Source organism: Microcoleus sp. N9_B4 (assembly GCF_036701635.1).
Lineage (GTDB): Bacteria > Cyanobacteriota > Cyanobacteriia > Cyanobacteriales > Microcoleaceae > Microcoleus.
The window spans coordinates 124,400-142,394 of sequence record NZ_JAUBRC010000003.1 but is presented as its reverse complement, the minus strand read 5'-3'; the positions used below and the strand labels follow the sequence as shown (position 1 = coordinate 142,394).

General features: G+C 44.2%; 14 protein-coding genes and 4 pseudogenes. 13 read left to right on the top strand and 5 right to left on the bottom strand.

Translation table 11 applies throughout. The features are described from left to right. Positions 1-27: 27 nt before the first annotated feature. The 5 genes and pseudogenes from QUA43_RS02965 to QUA43_RS02945 all read left to right on the top strand — a co-directional run. Positions 28-276, top strand: coding sequence for a DUF4926 domain-containing protein (locus QUA43_RS02965; protein WP_333370875.1), 249 nt, complete (start codon positions 28-30; stop codon positions 274-276). A gap of 134 nt (positions 277-410) precedes the next feature. Further along, positions 411-980: a hypothetical protein gene (locus tag QUA43_RS02960; RefSeq protein WP_333206885.1), complete on the top strand. Its 570-nt coding sequence runs from the start codon at positions 411-413 to the stop codon at positions 978-980. Next, complete coding sequence (locus tag QUA43_RS02955; protein WP_333242973.1) at positions 977-1,366, top strand: hypothetical protein; 390 nt, start codon at positions 977-979, stop codon at positions 1,364-1,366. The genes QUA43_RS02960 and QUA43_RS02955 overlap by 4 nt, the downstream gene beginning before the upstream one ends. 468 nt (positions 1,367-1,834) lie before the next feature. Beyond that, positions 1,835-2,389 (top strand): GNAT family N-acetyltransferase, encoded by a 555-nt coding sequence (locus QUA43_RS02950; protein WP_333370873.1) that lies wholly within the window; start codon positions 1,835-1,837, stop codon positions 2,387-2,389. A gap of 125 nt (positions 2,390-2,514) precedes the next feature. Further along, positions 2,515-2,890: pseudogene (locus tag QUA43_RS02945) on the top strand (ISAs1 family transposase); the annotation flags it as partial. Between the two features lie 31 nt (positions 2,891-2,921). On the opposite strand, the pseudogene QUA43_RS02940 reads toward QUA43_RS02945, so the two are convergent. The 5 genes and pseudogenes from QUA43_RS02940 to QUA43_RS02920 form a co-directional block, all read right to left on the bottom strand. Further along, positions 2,922-3,648: pseudogene (locus tag QUA43_RS02940) on the bottom strand (IS630 family transposase); the annotation flags it as partial. A gap of 7 nt (positions 3,649-3,655) precedes the next feature. Next, a pseudogene (locus tag QUA43_RS02935) lies at positions 3,656-4,773 on the bottom strand (IS630 family transposase). Positions 4,774-5,154: 381 nt separating this feature from the next. Continuing rightward, positions 5,155-5,568: a hypothetical protein gene (locus QUA43_RS02930; RefSeq protein ID WP_333370872.1), complete on the bottom strand. Its 414-nt coding sequence runs from the start codon at positions 5,566-5,568 to the stop codon at positions 5,155-5,157. A gap of 356 nt (positions 5,569-5,924) precedes the next feature. Beyond that, entirely contained in the window at positions 5,925-8,129 is a 2,205-nt protein-coding gene (gene ligA, locus QUA43_RS02925; protein WP_333370870.1) for an NAD-dependent DNA ligase LigA, read from the bottom strand. Between the two features lie 400 nt (positions 8,130-8,529). Further along, complete coding sequence (locus QUA43_RS02920) at positions 8,530-9,510, bottom strand: Npun_R2479 family HD domain-containing metalloprotein (protein WP_333226809.1); 981 nt, start codon at positions 9,508-9,510, stop codon at positions 8,530-8,532. Between the two features lie 465 nt (positions 9,511-9,975). Here QUA43_RS02920 and QUA43_RS02915 point away from each other — a divergent pair, with 465 nt between their 5' ends. The 8 genes and pseudogenes from QUA43_RS02915 to coaBC all read left to right on the top strand — a co-directional run bounded on the left by QUA43_RS02915 (position 9,976) and on the right by coaBC (position 17,987). Then, on the top strand, positions 9,976-11,721 hold the full coding sequence (locus QUA43_RS02915) for an alpha/beta hydrolase (RefSeq protein ID WP_333370868.1): 1,746 nt from the start codon (positions 9,976-9,978) through the stop codon (positions 11,719-11,721). A 218-nt stretch (positions 11,722-11,939) separates the two neighbouring features. Further along, entirely contained in the window at positions 11,940-13,022 is a 1,083-nt protein-coding gene (psbA, locus tag QUA43_RS02910; protein ID WP_333070606.1) for a photosystem II q(b) protein, read from the top strand. 357 nt (positions 13,023-13,379) lie between these two features. Next, positions 13,380-14,492 (top strand): annotated as a pseudogene (locus QUA43_RS02905) (IS630 family transposase). Between the two features lie 73 nt (positions 14,493-14,565). Further along, the gene (locus QUA43_RS02900) at positions 14,566-14,826 is read left to right on the top strand and encodes an ISAs1 family transposase (RefSeq protein WP_333370866.1); all 261 of its coding nucleotides are present in this window, start codon (positions 14,566-14,568) and stop codon (positions 14,824-14,826) included. 438 nt (positions 14,827-15,264) lie between these two features. Beyond that, the gene (locus tag QUA43_RS02895; protein WP_333370864.1) at positions 15,265-15,408 is read left to right on the top strand and encodes a hypothetical protein; all 144 of its coding nucleotides are present in this window, start codon (positions 15,265-15,267) and stop codon (positions 15,406-15,408) included. A 239-nt stretch (positions 15,409-15,647) separates the two neighbouring features. Continuing rightward, positions 15,648-16,274, top strand: a complete 627-nt coding sequence (locus QUA43_RS02890; protein ID WP_333370863.1) for an alpha/beta hydrolase — start codon at positions 15,648-15,650, stop codon at positions 16,272-16,274. Between the two features lie 45 nt (positions 16,275-16,319). Then, on the top strand, positions 16,320-16,532 hold the full coding sequence (isiD, locus tag QUA43_RS02885) for a protein IsiD (protein ID WP_333370861.1): 213 nt from the start codon (positions 16,320-16,322) through the stop codon (positions 16,530-16,532). Positions 16,533-16,787: 255 nt separating this feature from the next. After that, positions 16,788-17,987: a bifunctional phosphopantothenoylcysteine decarboxylase/phosphopantothenate--cysteine ligase CoaBC gene (gene coaBC / locus QUA43_RS02880; protein WP_333370859.1), complete on the top strand. Its 1,200-nt coding sequence runs from the start codon at positions 16,788-16,790 to the stop codon at positions 17,985-17,987. Positions 17,988-17,995 lie beyond the last annotated feature (8 nt).

The following is a 17,995-nucleotide window of genomic DNA, read 5'->3' as shown; positions in this document are numbered from 1 at the left end:
CCGATTAACAAGTTAATAGAGGACAATATGAACTATCAACTTTATTCAGATGTCATTTTACTGTGCAACCTTCCAGAAGAAGGACTTTATGCCGGCGATATCGGTACGGTTGTGGAACAGCATCAGGTTGAAGGACTAGAAACAGGTTATAGCATTGAGTTCTTCGATCTGTTGGGAAACACTGTAGCCGTTGCCACGCTACCTGGAAGTTATTTGCGATCGCCCACAAGTGCAGATAGACCTACAGTTAGACTGGTTAATAGTTTTGCTGCGTAAGTAGAGGAAATAGTACAATCGCGATGATGACCCCAAGTCGAGGAAGGCGATCGTCTAAAAATAGTGGCGATCGACTCAAATTGTCGCAACTGAGAGTAAAATTGAATATCTACTTTCCATAGAGCAACGTCGCTTTGAGCCAGATTCAAATCTTAAACTTACAAAGCCTTAGCCAGGGACTCCCTGCGATTACACCTGCCTTTGGAGCCGCGATCGCAGAAGCAGGTGCGATTTGTCTAACCGATGAAGCTCACCAACCAGGAGTAACACTTAAAGTTGAGGGAGAATTTTCTGCCACATTCAAGTTAGATTGGCAGCCAGTCACCGAGCAAACCCGACGATGTTGGAATGACGAAGAATATACTACCGAGCAGGCTGCTTATGGAATCGCATTCCTGTTAATTTTGCAATTAACAAATCTCACAGTCATTGAACGCTCTCGCAAAGGAACTGGATTTGACTATTGGTTAGGAAGTCAAAATTCAGCTACCACACTGCCATTTGAGCGAATGGCTCGGCTAGAGGTTTCTGGAATTCGCAAAGGCAATCAAAGTCAAATCAATACTAGAGTCAAGCTGAAAACTGAACAAACCCGCGCCTCAGACGCACAAGGCTTGCCAGCGTATATCATTGTAGTAGAGTTCAGCCGACCGATTTCTATTATTAGTGCCAAGCAAAATCCTGAAGGAACCGTACTCCAATGAGCCAGATTCAATCGCTCCACAAACAAGCAATGGATTTAGCCGAAGCCGCGGCAGTCGCCCGCTTAAGAGGTGCGTTGGAGTTGGCTGCACAATTGACGCGCCAAGCCTTTGAACAAGAAACTCAGGCCGCAGCCTTAATCGCTAGCGCCCTTGATGCTGAACCCACTCGTTCTGTGCTTCACCGCAGCGCAGCATCTTTAGCGATTGAATGTGGCGAATTACGAATAGCAGAACGTCTAATTGCAACTGCGTTATCTGGCAATCCCCCGGCAGAGATTGCTGAAGAGCTCAAAGATTTATTCATCCAGATTAACTTGAGCCAATATCTGAAACGTCAAGGAATCCACATCGACATTAAGGAACTGCGAGGACTGGTAAATCAATAGCACTCGTCGAGGGACTAGAAACAGGTTATGGCCTTGAGTTCTTCGATCTGTTGGGAAACACTGTAGCTGTTGCGACGCTACCTGGAAGTTATTTGCGATCGCCCACAAGTGCAGACATACCTACAGTCATGATATTGTCCGAAGGCGATCGCCCCCTAAAATATTTACAAAACTAAATCTGGTATGCGATCTATATCTAGCTCTTAGAATAGATCAACCTGAGCGTTACAATCGCAAATGTATCACAGCAAAAATACACCTCAGCAACTTGAGTAATTCCTTGGCTTTGCCAATACCGGACTAGGGCGATCGCATTGGGTTTGAGCGGTGATGATGCGCTGACGGCTGCATTTGAAGAAAATGCTCGCGATGTGGCCTGCAGTGGCGGCAGTTAGGGTTGTGCGGTAGAATTCTACTCATGTAGTAAGGGGCTTACAGCTCCTTGTCCGAGTTCCTACACACTATGCTATGGAATATCTAACTTTTAGAGAAGCCGATCGACAGGACATACAGGCGATCGTCAATATTCACAATTCTCATGCGCGCAGTCAAAATACGTCGATCGAGCGCGGCTTTTTGCTAACACAAATTACTGAAGATGAGATTGTCAAAAGCTTAAATAATTCATGCAGATATTTTGTGACCGCTAAAACCGATGGGGAAATTCTGGGATTCGTGGCTATATCACAACCCAAAATATCTGATGAAATGTTGGATAAAATTATCTGGAAAGATGAGGTTTTTAAGAAAAGAGTCACAAGCGATCGGCATTTTTATCTCGAAAGAGTCGCAACAAAGGTAGGTTGGATGGGTAGAGGTGTGGCTCAATTTATGTATAAAGAAATTTATCAAGTTTTTCCAAACTCATTTATTTCGCTGTTGATTGTTAGCAAGCCAATAGCTAATACTCGTTCCCTAATGTTTCACCAAAAACAGGGATTTGAACAAATTGGAACTTGGCAAGTTGACCGAGTTCTCGATCTAGAAAATTATGAATGTATTGTGATGTTTAAAAAAACTTGAATTTATCATGAGTGAGTCTCCCAGCTAGGGGGAACGCACAGGGTAAACGCATCTTAAATTTAATCCCAAATATGGTATAATAAAATCTTAATCTAAATCCAGCAAATAGTTCATGGGTGCGAACGATGGCGAGAGGTTTTACTTCGACTTTAACTTCCCAACGAAAACCAACAGTTTCAGCGAATAGAACGAACTTTTTGAATACCAGTTTTTTCAATTATTTTGAAAACTTGATAGATCCAAGAATAGAAAGAAGTAAAGAACATCTACTGATAGATATTGTAGCAATTGCAATTCTAGCTGTGATCGGCGGTGCGGAAGGATCGGTCCGGAATAGAAGTTTATGGAACAGCTAAACATGAATGGCTAAAAAGCTTTCTAGAACTCCCGAATGGGATTCCTTCTCATGATACATTTAGTCGAGTCTTTGCTCGACTTGAACCGCAGCAGTTTCAAGATTGTTTCTTGAGTTGGGTGAATTCAATTACTCAGAAATTAGAACTATAGCGATCGCAAATCATTCGTAAATTAATTAAGGGTTCGATCGAGCAGCAGTTCCATTGAGTGTTGGTTCAAAAATACCAAATTTGTGTAAAAGAGAGAAAGTCAAAGCTTTGTTCCTGTATGGTAAAATTGAAAAACCATTTAACCAAGGCATTCATAACTGAGCCGATTCCCAAATTTTCTCACCCAAGTCTTGGCATGAAGCCAAATATCTTCGACTGGATTCTGCTCCGGAGCATTAGGAGCAAACAGGACACAAGTTAAAGGCCATTCATCCTGCTCCTTACCTTGATTAATTTCTTCTAGGTAAGCTTTCATTTCTTTATATTTGTGATAGCTGGCTCCATCCCAAATAATCAAATGTCTGGCTTCGGGATTTAAAGATTGTAAGTCTTTTAAGAAAGCGACTGTATTCTCAGAATTTGCCGTTGCATATTGTCGCAGAACAAACTGTTTTGTTAAATAATTTACTGCGCCATAATAAGTTTGTTTTTCTCTCTGATTCACCAGTGGTATTTCTATTCTCTCGTTGCGCCTTCCCGAAAGATAACCATAGACATCTCCAAGCGAGTAGATGACACTCATCAATCAAATACACCACAAGCTTTCTCGATTCTATAGCATCCGTAGTGTTCTTCCAGAATCTCACAAATTTCTTGGTGCTTTTTTTTGACGAGTTTTTCATCACGCTTTGGATTCTTTTTTTGAGATTTTTTCCAGCTAATTCCCGCAGATTTAAAAAGTTGGTAAGCTGTTGCACATTTAAACTGTGATACAAGCATTGCCCTTATTTTTGATTTTGCGCCCCCATTTAATTATTAATTCTCCTTCCTTTAAGAGGATATGCAATAAATACTCTAGCTCTTCAATAGATGTAAAAAATCTATTAGCAATATATTCTTTTGTCGAATGCCATACTAATTCAACTAAGTTATAGTCGGGGCTGTATTCGGGGAGGAATTCTCAATGAAGATTAGGCATTTCTGTTTCAATTATTTTCAGGTACTCTTCTTTATTATGAAAACTAGCATTATCAAGAATAATCACTATTATTGCTCCTTTTTCAGCAAATTCTGAGGCTTGATTTCCGGCTGATACCCATTCATTAATTAATTAGCTCTTCATAAAAGAGTTTTAGCACTTGATAAAAATTATATGAATTGCCTTTCTTGAGGAACTCTACCCACCTTTTCTTATCGGATTTTCTCACTCCTCCCATTACATTAACCTGCCTTTTCTTCGGTCTCCTCTGACCTTTTTTCGACTGCCTTTTTTACACCAGTTCTTTCTTCGGGTGACTCTTAAACTAAATCCACTCTCGTCCCAAAACCATACCTGTAATCGTTCTGGCGTTGATTTTTCTATTTTTAAATATTCTGATATCTTTATTTTAAACGCTGTTCTTTTTTCGGAATTTCTATTGGATTAGAGGCTATAGTTAGCCCAGATGTAAACATACTTTTTTTTGCTTTAATATCCTCCGAATTTGGACTTCACTTAATTTTATTTCTGTGAACTTCTCTAAGTATGTTGCTAATCTCTGCGCTGTCCATCGTCCAAAATCATATCCTAATTCTTGAGGGTCTTTCTCTTGAGTTTTTAATAATATTTCTATATATTTATCGGTGGCTTTTTTGTGATTCCCCTTCATCCTCTCATCTATTAGACTTTCTAGATTGTCTGGGTCTCCCTTCACACATTCTTTTAGATACTTTGTTAACTGAGCAACCCAAAAAATGAGCGATTTTAGATTGTGTTTTGCCGTCATTTAGCAATAATAAAATCAGAATTCTTTCTCTAATATTTGCCTTTTATTCCTCTCTTAAGGCTTTTTGTAGTTAATCTATTGGTTGGGGATTGAGATGGTTTTTAGCTGGCATTTTTGTATTGATTGACTAAACTAAATTTTTATTATACCCTATTTAAAGGCACAACAACTTACACATATTTATCAAACATTTCCTGAATCTTTCGAGATTTGCGATCGACTAAGGGTTGGTAATATCATGTACCCTTCGGGCAATTGATAGCAATCGGCGATCGCTACGCTTTATTTTATAGCAGTTGTCGGTTTGGCTCGAAATCTGGCACTTAATAACAATAGCAGGTAACTTTCATTACCTGCTAATTTACAACAAGAAAAACAATAGTTTTCCGCTCTTTATTGCTGGAGTATTTTCACGGTGGGAAATTTTTTGTACTTCCCATATTTTAAGTAGCAAATGTGTTCGTTCAAGAATTATCTCTAACCCGCAGATGCTCTATCTAGGGTTGATTTGTCTCGGATTTGGTGCGGCAGTTCCGTAATTGACTCGACAGCCGATATTGAACAAACTCGAACTGCACTCAAGAGGGACAATCTGCTGATCGAGGAGGGCGCTGCAACTGACATACTCGTCGTTATTAGTATCTCTTACCATACATTCGATCGGGTTAGCTCCCGATCGCGCCGACCAACTCTTCATACCTACGACGGCAATCATATGCTGCCAGTAAAAAGCAAATAGCAAAACTCCCAAAAGTACAGCAACGGCTAATCCTGCTTTCAACTTCCAACTATTTAGGACGTTTCCCAAACTATTTTTCACGTTTTCCACCCCAGAAAGTGAGCTTTCGGTAGTTATTTCTGGAGTTGTCAAGTTTGTTTGTGTTTGTTCTGCTGGAATTTCCGACATAATGTATCTCCTATGATTGCTGGGATTTGGCTAAGCGGGCAGTTGTGATCGCTATCGCAAACTTTATCAAATTTTAGCAAAACTAGCCAGTACCGACAACCGATTCGGGCAGCACTGCCGGGGAAGTATGTATATTCACCAAGTGCGATCGCAATTTCTATGCCTTTTGAGGTATTGCCCAATTCGCGTTAGCGGAGCCCTCGAAGAGGATCGGCTATTTTGCATCTAGGGCAATAGAATTGTTGGCGATGCCCTTTGAAAACGGATCAAGTGAATCAGCTTTTTTTGCGAACCGCAGAGGCCGCAGAGGGCGCAGAGAAAGAGCAAAGAGAGATATATTGACTTTCACCAATCATTTATGGTTTCGATAGCAGTTCTAATAACTCTGATTCCGAAAGTAGTTCGACCCCCAAAGATTGAGCCTTTTCCAACTTAGAACCCGCATCTTCTCCCACAACCACATAATCAGTTTTAGCACTCACAGAACTTGTGACTTTACCTCCTGCTTTTTGAATCAAATCTTTAGCTTCATCTCGTTTCAAAGTGGGCAAAGTTCCCGTCAGCACAAAAGTTTTGCCTGCAAGTTGTAAATTTGTGCTGGCTAAATTGGGATTTTTAACTTCTGACTGCAATTGCAAGCCCGCAGTTTTCAACCGTGCAATTAAACTTTGATTTGCCGGCACTCGAAACCACTGATAAACCGCTTGAGCAATTTCCGGGCCGATGCCGTAAACGCCCTCAATCGATGCCGCCGATACCCCGGCTAACTCTTCCACATTTGCAAACCTTTCTGTCAGCAATTGAGCATTCACGCTGCCGACATGGCGGATGCCCAAGCCGTAAAGTACGCGCGAATAAGGTTGATTTTTCGATTGGGCGATCGCACTTACCAACTTTTCTGCTAACTTCTTACCCATGCGTTCCAAACTCATCAATCTTTCCGCAGTCAAATCGTACAAATCCGCCGCAGAATGCACCAGATTGGTATCAACCATCTGCTGCACCAACTTTTCGCCAACACCGTTAATATCCAGAGCATCCCGGCTGCAAAAATGAATCAGCGAACCCCTCAAAATCGCCGGACAAGATGTATTGATGCAGCGAGTAACGGCCTCCCCCTTTTCCCGAACCACAGGCTGTTCGCATTCGGGACAGCAACTAGGCATTTGGAAAAGTTGAGCATTTGGGGGGCGCAGTTCTGGCAAAACTCGCACAACTTCTGGTATAATTTCCCCAGCTTTTCTGACAATTACAGTATCGCCAATGTGCAGGTTCAGGTCGGAAAGTCGATCGCTATTATGGAGAGAAGCCCGCGAAACCGTCGTTCCCGCCAACTGCACCGGTTTGAGTTCCGCTACAGGAGTTAGAGCCCCGGTTCTGCCTACTTGCACGGTGACAGCTTCTACTATTGTAGGCACTTCGGCCGCGGGATACTTCAGGGCGATCGCCCAACGCGGAAACCTCTGAGTAAAACCCAATTGTTTTTGCAGCAAAACGGAATTAATCTTAACAACAACCCCATCCGTCATGTAAGGCAAATTCCGCCGCTCAGTATCCCAATATTCGTAATACTCCCGAACCTCATCCAAAGAATAGCAAATTTTGCGATGGGGATTCACCTTAAACCCAATTCGTCGCAACAATTCCAACGAATCCCACTGCGTATTACCCTCGTTACCTTGATCTAAATGCAGAGTATAAGCAAAGAAATCCAACCTGCGCTTATCCACAATTTTAGAATCCAACTGCCGCAGCGTACCCGCCGCAGCATTGCGAGGATTAGCAAACAATTGTTCCCCTGCTTTTTCCCGTTCCCGATTAATTTCTTCAAACACAGCTAAAGACAAAAAAGCCTCTCCCCGCACTTCCAGAACAGGCGGCGGATTATCTAAATTGAGCTTTAAAGGAATCGAGCGAATAGTTTTGACATTTTGAGTAATTTCCTCTCCGGCAATGCCGTCTCCGCGCGTCGCACCGCGAACTAAAACCCCATTTTCATAGGTTAACGCTAAAGCAGAACCGTCAATTTTCAATTCGCAAACATAGGAAACCCCCCCCAACCCCCCCAACCCCCCCAAGCTTCGGGGGGGAGTAATTTCCCTGTTTTCCTGATTGCTAATGGAAGATGTTATTCCCTCTAGTCCCCCCCCTTGATAAGGGGGGGTTAGGGGGGGTGCATTCCCATCTAATTCCCCCCCTTGATAAGGGGGGGTTAGGGGGGGTGCATTTCCCCCTTTGGGGGTTAGGGGGGGTGCTACCCTTTGCCAACGTTCCTGCCATTTAGCAAATTCTTCAAAATTAAAAGCATTTTCCAAACTGTAGAGAGGAATATTGTGTTTGACGCTAAAAAATTGAGTAGCAGGCTGTTCTCCCACGCGCTGAGTCGGACTTTCCGCAGTAATTAAGTCAGGATAATCCGATTCTAATTCTTGCAACTGGCGATAAAGTCGATCGTACACCTCATCTGGCATAATCGGCGCATCGAGAACATAATAAGCATAGCTAGCTTCCTGTAGCTGCTGCCTCAACTGTTGAATTTGCTGCTGAATCTCTGCTGCCATATCGATTTAAGGTTTTCGATTTTTGATGTTAGATTTTTGATTATAACTCTCCATTTTAGCTCAAAAAAAAGGAGCGAGCAACCTCTCTGCTGCCAGATAGATTTGAAATTTGAGATGAGCAATGTCAATTTGAGCTAACAACAAAGCTCCAGCAACTAGAAAATCAAAACTTATCCTAATTATCACGCTGCCCAAAAACGGATACTTAATTTCTGACAGGAGTCGCCAGTCGGCCAAAATTTTCGACTCTTGTTCAACCTCCCAGGTTCATCTATGGAGTAAATTTCAAATCCTTCGACTGATTAAACGCCGAACTTTGCGCCAAACCTGTCACGCCGAATTCTCAATTTTAAAATCCACTGAGTCGCCTTTATAGCTGCCGAATTCGGCGCGTAAATTATCACAAATTCAAGTCGGGAAACTCGGTAAATTTCTTGTTTTCCCCGGACATGGAAGGTTGAAGATTATCACCATCTTTTTCACCGTTCAAGTTGCTATTGGCGCGGGATTTGGTGAATTCTTGAGCGTTGGGCTTGGTGAAAGCGAGCGGTTCAGCGTGTTCTACCTGAAATACATTGGCGTAGAGGTTGGCAATAATTTGTTTGCCTCCCTGGGTCAATTCCAAGTAGTTCAAAGCTGCTGGAATGTAGGGAAAAACTCCATTCCAATAAAACTTGGCGTAATTTTGGCGCAAATCTCCCGGAGACTTGTAGCCCAAGATTTTATTAGTGCCAACTTCCTCAAACTCGTAGAACAGAGCACTTATTTTTCGCAGGTAATTTGGATCGCTCAACTGACCGATCAAATCGGCTGCCCTAGCGAGTCCAGAATAATTATTTCTGTCTTGATGAGTTTCGCTAGCAGGAACTGGAAATCGCGTCAATTCAATATTGCGCTTGATTTGTTCGGCATCAATTAATGTGTGCCCGCCGAAGCGTTCGTCAATTACGAGTTTTCCTCGATCGACATGATAAGGAGTTAAACTGGCTGAAGTTGCCCCGATCGGCACAGAAACCATGCCCCCGTCAATACCCGTAGCATATAGTCCCACAGCTTCTTGGTCTTGGCGGCAAACACCTTTGACGTAGCCGATATCGTGGCACAGCAGCGAAATCAGGTAGTGCAGCCAATCTTCCGGCGACACTCCCCCTTCGCGAATATGCTTGCCGCGGAGAATCTCTTGTCCCACCAAAGCCACGAGCATTGTGTGTTCCACATTGTGGTACAGAGCATCGCAATTAGCGATATTTTCCAGAGCCATAGTCCCTGCCCAGGCGATAATTTCAGGGTAGTCAGGCTTGTACTTGCCGTAGGTGCGACGGTAGCCGGCCTGCAGCTCTTGCACAAAAGCGTCAATCAGGATAGCAGTTGCATTGAACATGATAAATTCTCTCACTCAGACTTTAGTTACAAACTCGATCGAAAATATCTTGCATAATAGTGGGACTTAAACATTTTCGAGCCGCTTTAGGAGTCCAAACCCCTCGCTGGCAATAGAAAGAGGTTGATCGCCTAAAAATGCCTGAAACCTTTGGTATAACTAGATTCATGCCCATTCGAGCTAACAGTTTTTCTCTATTTGGGTTGGAAGCTATTTTGGCTTCAGTTTTTGTCTAAGTCCCGATAGCTGAAAAAATAATCAATGGGCATTCCAACAGGTTTGACCCCTCGGCGTTGAATTTTAAATTTCAGCTAGCCTTGTCAAATCAGAAAATTACTTTTAGGCTATGCTTCCCACGATAACCTAATTTCCGAAGCAACAGATCGATTTTTTGGCATTAAATATTGGCGAAACAATTTACATCGTTTCACCGACTAATGATTAGAAGTCCTAGGTGTGAAAGTTATGAACTGTCTGTTTCCGAGTCTCTCCACTGCTGTCATTCGCACTCGGCGGTCGATCGCCCCAAAATACCTAGGATGGTTTGCATTCACGGCTGTTTGCACCGCCGCACCAGCTTGGGGAGCAGAACGAATTTACGTAACTTACGGGCCGCTAGAAGAATCAGTTCCCATCGAATCCCTGGCACTCTTCGCCAAAGAAGGCAAAATAGACTCGAACTTGGACGGCTTCGCTCAGTACGTCAAAAAAGCACAGCTAGCGGAGATTCGCAGCGCCCTGCAAGCGAAAGCTGAAATCAGCAACGTGACGATCGCCCAATTTCTCTACACGCCTCAAGGAGAAGTGCTGCTGAAACGCTTGGGCCGAGTAATTCAAACCAAAGCTCGGCAGCCCGGATTTTATGCCATCCGAGCCGCCCTGATTTTAGCAGCCTCAGATCCAGAAGGCCTGACCATACTCAACGTGCTGCGGAAATTCCCCACTTATGGCATCAGGATTGACATCGCTCGCGGCTTGGGTATCGCCAACGAGCTGACATCCCTGATCAACCGTTCCAATCAGACGATCGCCGGAGTCGCCCAGTTGTCCGAAGCACAAGCAGCCTTAGAAGCCGCCATACCGCCCGCCGAAATGCTGCAGCCCCAGCTACCGGGCCCCTATACTTGGAAAAAATCATCGGTAACTCTGACGAGTCCAAATCGCGATCGCACGTTTGATATGGACATTTACCTGCCGCAGCGGAGTCCGCAACCGGCCCCAGTGGTAGTAATTTCCCACGGCTTAGGTTCCGATCGCCTTTCCTTCGAGTATTTAGCCAAACACCTAGCCTCCTACGGCTTTGCCGTCGCCGTCCCCGAACACCCCGGCAGCAACGCCCAACAAATCCAAAACTTAGTAACAGGCAGAGCCACTGAAGTAGCAGAACCAGCAGAATTTGTCAACCGCCCCCTCGACATCAAAGACCTGCTCGATTATTTAACCAAACTTTCTACAACCGCTCCGGCCTACCAAGGGCAGCTCGACTTGCAGCGAGTCGGCGTCATCGGCCAGTCTTTCGGTGGCTATACGGCTTTAGCATTAGCCGGGGCGGGGATTAATTTTGCACAGCTAGACCAAGATTGTCGGCTCGAAAACGAAACTTGGAACATCTCTCTGCTGTTGCAGTGCCGCGCCCGCGGACTAGAGCGCAACCAGTACAATTTCGGCGACCCGCGCATCAAAGCTGCGATCGCCGTTAACCCGATCGTCAGCAGCATTCTCGGAGAAACAAACCTCAGCAAAATCCAAATCCCAGTCATGGTAATCGCAGGCAGTGCCGATACCGTCGCCCCCGCTTTGCTCGAACAAATTCAACCGTTCACATGGCTGACATCGCCCAACAAATATCTCGTACTAATGAACAATGGGACTCACTTCTCAACGATCGAGGAATCCCCTCAAAGCCTCTTTCTGCCACCAGCACAGGTCATCGGACCCGAACCAGCTTTAGCCCGCCGCTACCTCAGCGGACTCAGCCTAGCGTTCATGGAAAGCTATTTGAACAACAAATCAAATTTCCGCCCGTATTTGGAGCCATCCTACGCTTTAAGCATCTCCCGAGACACTCTCGGACTGAGAATTTTGCGATCGCTCACCCCGCAGCAACTCCAGCAGTTCAGGATTTCTCCACCTGCTGGCAGGCCAGTCTCTCCACCTGTCCTCGCTCCTGTTCCTCTACCTTCTCCACCTCCCATAGCTCCCGTTCGTTAGGCTTGAGGTGCGCCGTGTGTGCAGCCTGTCATCTCTTTTCCCGCGGGGGCGATGGCGTCGGGCCCCGCAAGCTACGCCCCTGTCTCTGGTTTCATAAGCTTTGCTAATAACCCTCATCAGTTTAACTATCGCTACACCCCTTTACAAAGGTTAACAAAACCGTTAATAATAGAAACATCATCCGAACATTGACAACCAAATACAGCAATCATAAAACCATGACAACAACCTTACAGCAGCGCGAAAGCGCCAACGTCTGGGAACGCTTTTGTGAGTGGGTAACATCAACCGACAACCGCATTTATGTAGGTTGGTTCGGAGTCTTGATGATTCCCACCTTGCTCAGCGCCACCATCTGCTACATCATCGCCTTCATCGCAGCCCCTCCAGTGGACATCGACGGCATCCGTGAACCAGTAGCAGGTTCCTTAATGTACGGTAACAACATCATCACAGGTGCTGTTGTTCCTTCATCCAACGCCATTGGCTTGCACTTCTACCCAATCTGGGAAGCAGCTTCCTTAGATGAGTGGTTGTACAACGGCGGCCCTTACCAATTGGTAATTTTCCACTTCCTGATCGGTGTATTTTGCTACATGGGTCGCGAATGGGAACTGTCCTACCGCTTAGGAATGCGTCCTTGGATTTGCGTCGCTTACTCTGCACCAGTTGCAGCAGCAACCGCAGTATTCTTGATCTACCCAATTGGACAAGGTTCCTTCTCAGACGGTATGCCCTTGGGTATCTCCGGCACATTCAACTTCATGATTGTGTTCCAAGCCGAGCACAACATCCTGATGCACCCCTTCCACATGTTGGGAGTTGCTGGTGTCTTCGGTGGTAGCTTGTTCTCCGCCATGCACGGTTCTCTCGTTACTTCCTCTTTGGTTCGTGAAACAACCGAAACCGAATCGCAAAACTACGGTTACAAATTCGGTCAAGAAGAAGAAACCTACAACATCGTTGCAGCCCACGGCTACTTCGGTCGTTTGATTTTCCAATACGCTTCTTTCAACAACAGCCGTTCTTTGCACTTCTTGTTAGGTGCATGGCCAGTAGTAGGCATCTGGTTTACCGCTTTGGGTATCTCCACGATGGCTTTCAACTTGAACGGTTTCAACTTCAACCAATCGATTATCGACTCTCAAGGTCGTGTCATCAATACTTGGGCTGATGTGATCAACCGCGCTAACTTGGGTATGGAAGTGATGCACGAGCGCAATGCTCACAACTTCCCTCTCGACTTGGCTGCAAGTGAAGTCACTCCTGTAGCTTTGGTTGCTCCTTCTATCAATGGCTAAGTTTTAGTCTGAGATTACAAAAAGCGCTCCTAGTAATAGGGGCGCTTTTTGTTTGGGGAAAAATATTTTTCCTGCGGGGAGGGGAAGTATCACAGCCGCCAAGGGAGTTATATCGAGCTTATTTGAGATGGCAATTCGCGGAGATAACAGTTCCCTCGCTTCTGGTAATTCCTGTTAGGCTGGATTGAGGTCGGCTTCTGCTGGGAGCAGGGCGAACGCATCTAAACTTTATGTTAACAGAATGTGGTATATTGGAGAATTATTATTGAGTAGATACAAAACATTTAATTAGAGTTTAAGCTGTTGTGCCTTTAAATAGCGTATAATAAAAATTTAGTTTAGTCAATCCATACAAAAATGCCAGCCAAAAACCATCTCAATCCCCAACCAATAGATTAACTACAAAAAGCCTTAAGAGAGGAAGAAAAGGCAAATATTAGAGAAATAATTCTGATTTTATTATTGCTAAATGACGGCAAAACACAATCTAAAATCGCTCATTTTTTGGGTTGCTCAGTCAACAAAGTATCTAAAAGAATGTGTGAAGGGAGACCCAGACAATCTAGAAAGTCTAATAGATGAGAGGATGAAGGGGAATCACAAAAAAGCCACAGATAAATATATAGAAATATTATTAAAAACTCTAGAGAAAGACCTTCAATAATTAGGATATGATTTTGGACGATGGACAGCGCAGAGATTAGCAACATACTTAGAAGAATGCACGGGAATAAAATTAAGTGGAGTACAAGTTCAGAGGATATTAAAGCAAAAAAAGTATGTTTATATCTGGGCTAAGTATAGCCTAGAATCCAAGAGAAATCCCGAAAAAAGAACAGCGTTTAAAATAAAGATAGCAGAATATTTAAAAGTAGAAAAATCAACGCCAGAACGATTACAGGTATGGTTTTGGGACGAGAGTGGATTTAGTTTAAGAGTCACCAGAAGAAAGAACTGGTGTAAAAAATGCAGCCGAAAAAAGGTCAGATGAGACCGCAGAAAAGGCAGGGTTAATGTAATGGGAGGAGTGAGGAATTCGGATAAAAAAAGGTGGTAGAGTTCCTCAATAAAGGCAATTCATATAATTTTTATCAAGTGCTAAAACTCTTTTATGAAGAGCTAATTAATGAATGGGTATCAGCAGGTAATCAAGCCTCAGAATTTGCGGAGAAAGGAGCGATAATAGTTATTATTCTTGATAATGCTAGTTTTCATAAGAAAGAAGAGTACCTAAAAAAACTTGAAACAGAAATGCCTAATCTTCATTGAGAATTCCTCCCCGAATACAGCTCCGAGTATAACTTAATTGAATTAGTATGGCATTCGGCAAAAGAATATATTGCCAATCGACTTTTTACATCTATTGAAGAACTAGAGTATTTATTGCACCGCCTCTTAAATGAAGGGCAATTAATAATTAAATGGGGTCGCAAAATCAAAAATAAGGGTAATGCTTGTATCACAGTTTAAATGTGCAACAGCTTACCACCTCTGCATAATCAAAAATTATGGACGGGATTAAAAACAGTTGTCATGATAGTTAGTGAACGACGATTGTGGAATAAAACCACCACGCTCAGCTCATTTTTACTTGAGGAGTTTAAGCAGTAATGCTGAGACAATTGCTGGGGCGATCCGCAGTCATTGGGGCATTGAAAATAGCTTACATTGGACGCTTGATGTTACATTTTGTGAAGATAAAAGCCGGATTCGGAAACAGAACTCTCCCGAAAATTTTGCACTTCAATCGGAGGCTAGCCATAAATTTACTGAAACAAGAAAAAACTTCCGGCACAAAGTCTAAAAATGAAACGGTATCGAGCCGCAATGGACAATAATTATTTAGTTAAAATTTTAAACTCTGCCAGTTAATACTCGAAATCTAACACCTATCTAAGAAGGAAAATTATCCGGCTTTAAGAAGTTCAGAAAATCTTAAGGTTCTGATTTAATCTGCTCAAGTCGGGTTAAAATCAAGAATTTTAAGAAGGTTTTTTTAGTTATTTAGTAATGTACAAATTCACGTTTTTGTCAAATTAATTTAGATGTGTTTACCCTGGACAAACATCAAGGTTCGCTCAGGTGCGTATCGGCTCCGGGAGAGGGAACTGAATTCTGGATTGAGGTGCCGGTGCGGCAACAGTTCGAGCAATCAGTTTCTAAGGTTTCACCTGCGGTAGGTGTCAATTGGAATGAGCGGAACACATCTCGCTTCTAGCTGAGTCTAACTGGGAACATCTCAATGAAAGCAGCCAAGCTAGAAATGGGAGTTTGGAGGCATGAGGCAGGAGGAAAGAGGAAGAAGAATGGAGCCAGGAGCCCGGAGGAAAGAGGAAGAAAGAAGAAGCCACAAGAAGTGTTTTTACAAATAGGAGATGCTTCCTAATTCCTGTCTAGAAAAGGTGAACTATCCGCACTCTACTTGGGAAAGTTTCGGATTTCGCACTCTACTTTCAACAGTTAACTGTCAACTGTCAACTGTCAACTGTCAACTGTCAACAGTTATAGTTATTAGCAAGCGCGTGCTAATTTCATTGGAATATTGCCGAAAAAAAATATCTGGGGTTTTACCAGTCGTGACAATTTATAATTGTAGCCAGGCCAGATTACCAATTATTAACTACGATGTCTTTACAATCTATTAGCATTCCGCACACAACGGATCGCAAACCTGTCGCTTTGATTGTCGCTTTACATGGATGGGGTGCTAATGCTCGGGATTTGACTTCCTTAGCACCCTTTTTCAATTTGCCGGATTATCAGTTTGTATTTCCCGATGCCCCCTTTCCCCATCCCCAGGTAACGAGCGGCAAAGCGTGGTATAACCTTCAAAGCAAAGACGCTCAGGGATTGGTAGAAAGCCGGCAATTGCTGAGGGAATTTTTGCTGTCTTTAGAAAGCAGCACGGGTGTGCCTTTGTCTCGCACAATTTTAGGCGGTTTTTCTCAAGGTGGAGCGATGACTCTGGATGTGGGATTGACTTTGCCCGTAGCTGGTTTAATTTGTCTGAGTGGTTATTTGCACTCCTCAATTTCAACCGTTGCTGGGAGTGTTTTGCCACCTGTTTTAATCGTACACGGTACTCAAGATACTATTGTGCCTGTTAGTGCTGCTGCGCGATCGCGCGAGAGTTTGACGGCTTGGGGAGCTGCGGTGCAGTATCGAGAATTTAACATGGGACACGAGATTCTGCCGGAAGTTATAGAGGTAATGCGAAGTTTTGTTGTAGAAACTGTGTCGAAATCTGATTAAAGGTTTAGTATATAGTATGGCGGAAGTCTCGGGCAGGGGAAAAAAATGAAAACTTTAACCAAAGCATCGCGCGATATTGCTGTACTTACTTCTGAGGACGTGGCAGAATTGGCTGTCCGTTTGGAAGTTGACGATTATGCAGATCCTTTTGAAGGATTGAATGATTGGCATTTGTTGCGATCGCTTGCTTTTCAGCGGCCGGAGTTGGTTGAACCTTATCTCCACCTTCTGGATATGGAAGCCTACGACGAAGCATAGACTGAAAAATCTAGCTCAAAATTTTCGACGGAATTGAGGAAGAAGTTAGCAGCATATTTTGTTGCGGATTAAACAGATGAATTAGGGATTTTAGCCTGTTTTTATCTTAATTTCTTTCTTGATTCTTTTTTATGGCTGAAGGAAGAAGGAAGAAGGAAGAAAGAATGAGGAGATGCGATCGGGCAATTCTTCGCACAGGTTTCAGGAATTCATCAAGTTCTCATAACCTCGAAGGTTGCTGTATTACCAAAAATCATGAAAGACAGACGAATTTTAATCGGTGTTAGTGGCGGGATTGCGGCTTACAAAGTTTGCGAAGTAGTTTCAACTTTAGCGAAAGCTGGAGCGGAAGTTAAAGCTATTCTTACTGATGCGGCCGGGGAGTTTGTAACGCCTTTGACTTTTGCTACTCTGTGCCGCCATCCTGCTTTTACTGACAAAGATTTTTGGCAACCAAGTCACGGGCGCCCCCTGCATATTCAACTGGGAGAATGGGCGGAAGTTTTTGTAATTGCTCCTTTGACAGCTAATACTTTGGCTAAGTTGGCGGGGGGTTTTGCTGATAATTTGTTGACTAATACTGTCTTAGCTTCTAATTGCCCAATTTTGCTGGCACCGGCGATGAATACGGATATGTGGGAACAGCCGACGGTGCAGCGGAATTGGCGTGAAGTGTTGAGTTATCGGCGCTATCATGCTGCGAATCCGGGGGCGGGAATGCTGGCGTGCGATCGCGCGGGTGTCGGCCGCATGGCAGAACCTTATGAGATTTTGCCTCATATTGAATCGCTGTTGTATGCGAAGGGCGATCGAGATTTAGCGGGCCTTCGGGTGTTGATTAGTGCGGGAGGAACGCGGGAACACCTCGATCCGGTGCGGTTTATCGGCAATCCTTCCAGCGGCAAAATGGGTATAGCTTTGGCGCAAGCTGCACAGCACCGCGGCGCGACAGTGACGCTGGTACACAGTATAACTGGCGAAGTGCCGCTCTCAGGTGTGCGGGCGATCGCAGTTGCGAGTGCAGAAGAAATGCGGCAGGCGATGCTGCAATGCTTTCACGATGCGGATTTGACGGTGATGGCGGCGGCGGTAGCGGATGTGAGGCCGGCTGAGTACAGTAGTGAGAAATTGCCGAAGCGATCGCTCCCGAATTGTTTACCGTTGGCACCGGTAGCGGATATTGTGGCAGAGTTGGGAAAATTGAAACAGCCGCACCAAAAATTAATCGGGTTTGCAGCACAAACTGGGAATATTGTCAAGCCGGCTGTGGAGAAATTGCGGGCGAAGAAACTGGATGTAATTGCCGCAAACCCGATCGATCAAATAGGTGCCGGTTTCGGCAGCAATACCAATCAAGCAATATTAATTAATGCCGCTGGCAAGCAAGTAGAAATAGCATCTTGCAGCAAGCTAGAAATGGCTCACCGGTTGTTAGATTTTGTGATGGAGGGGTGAGGGCGCGA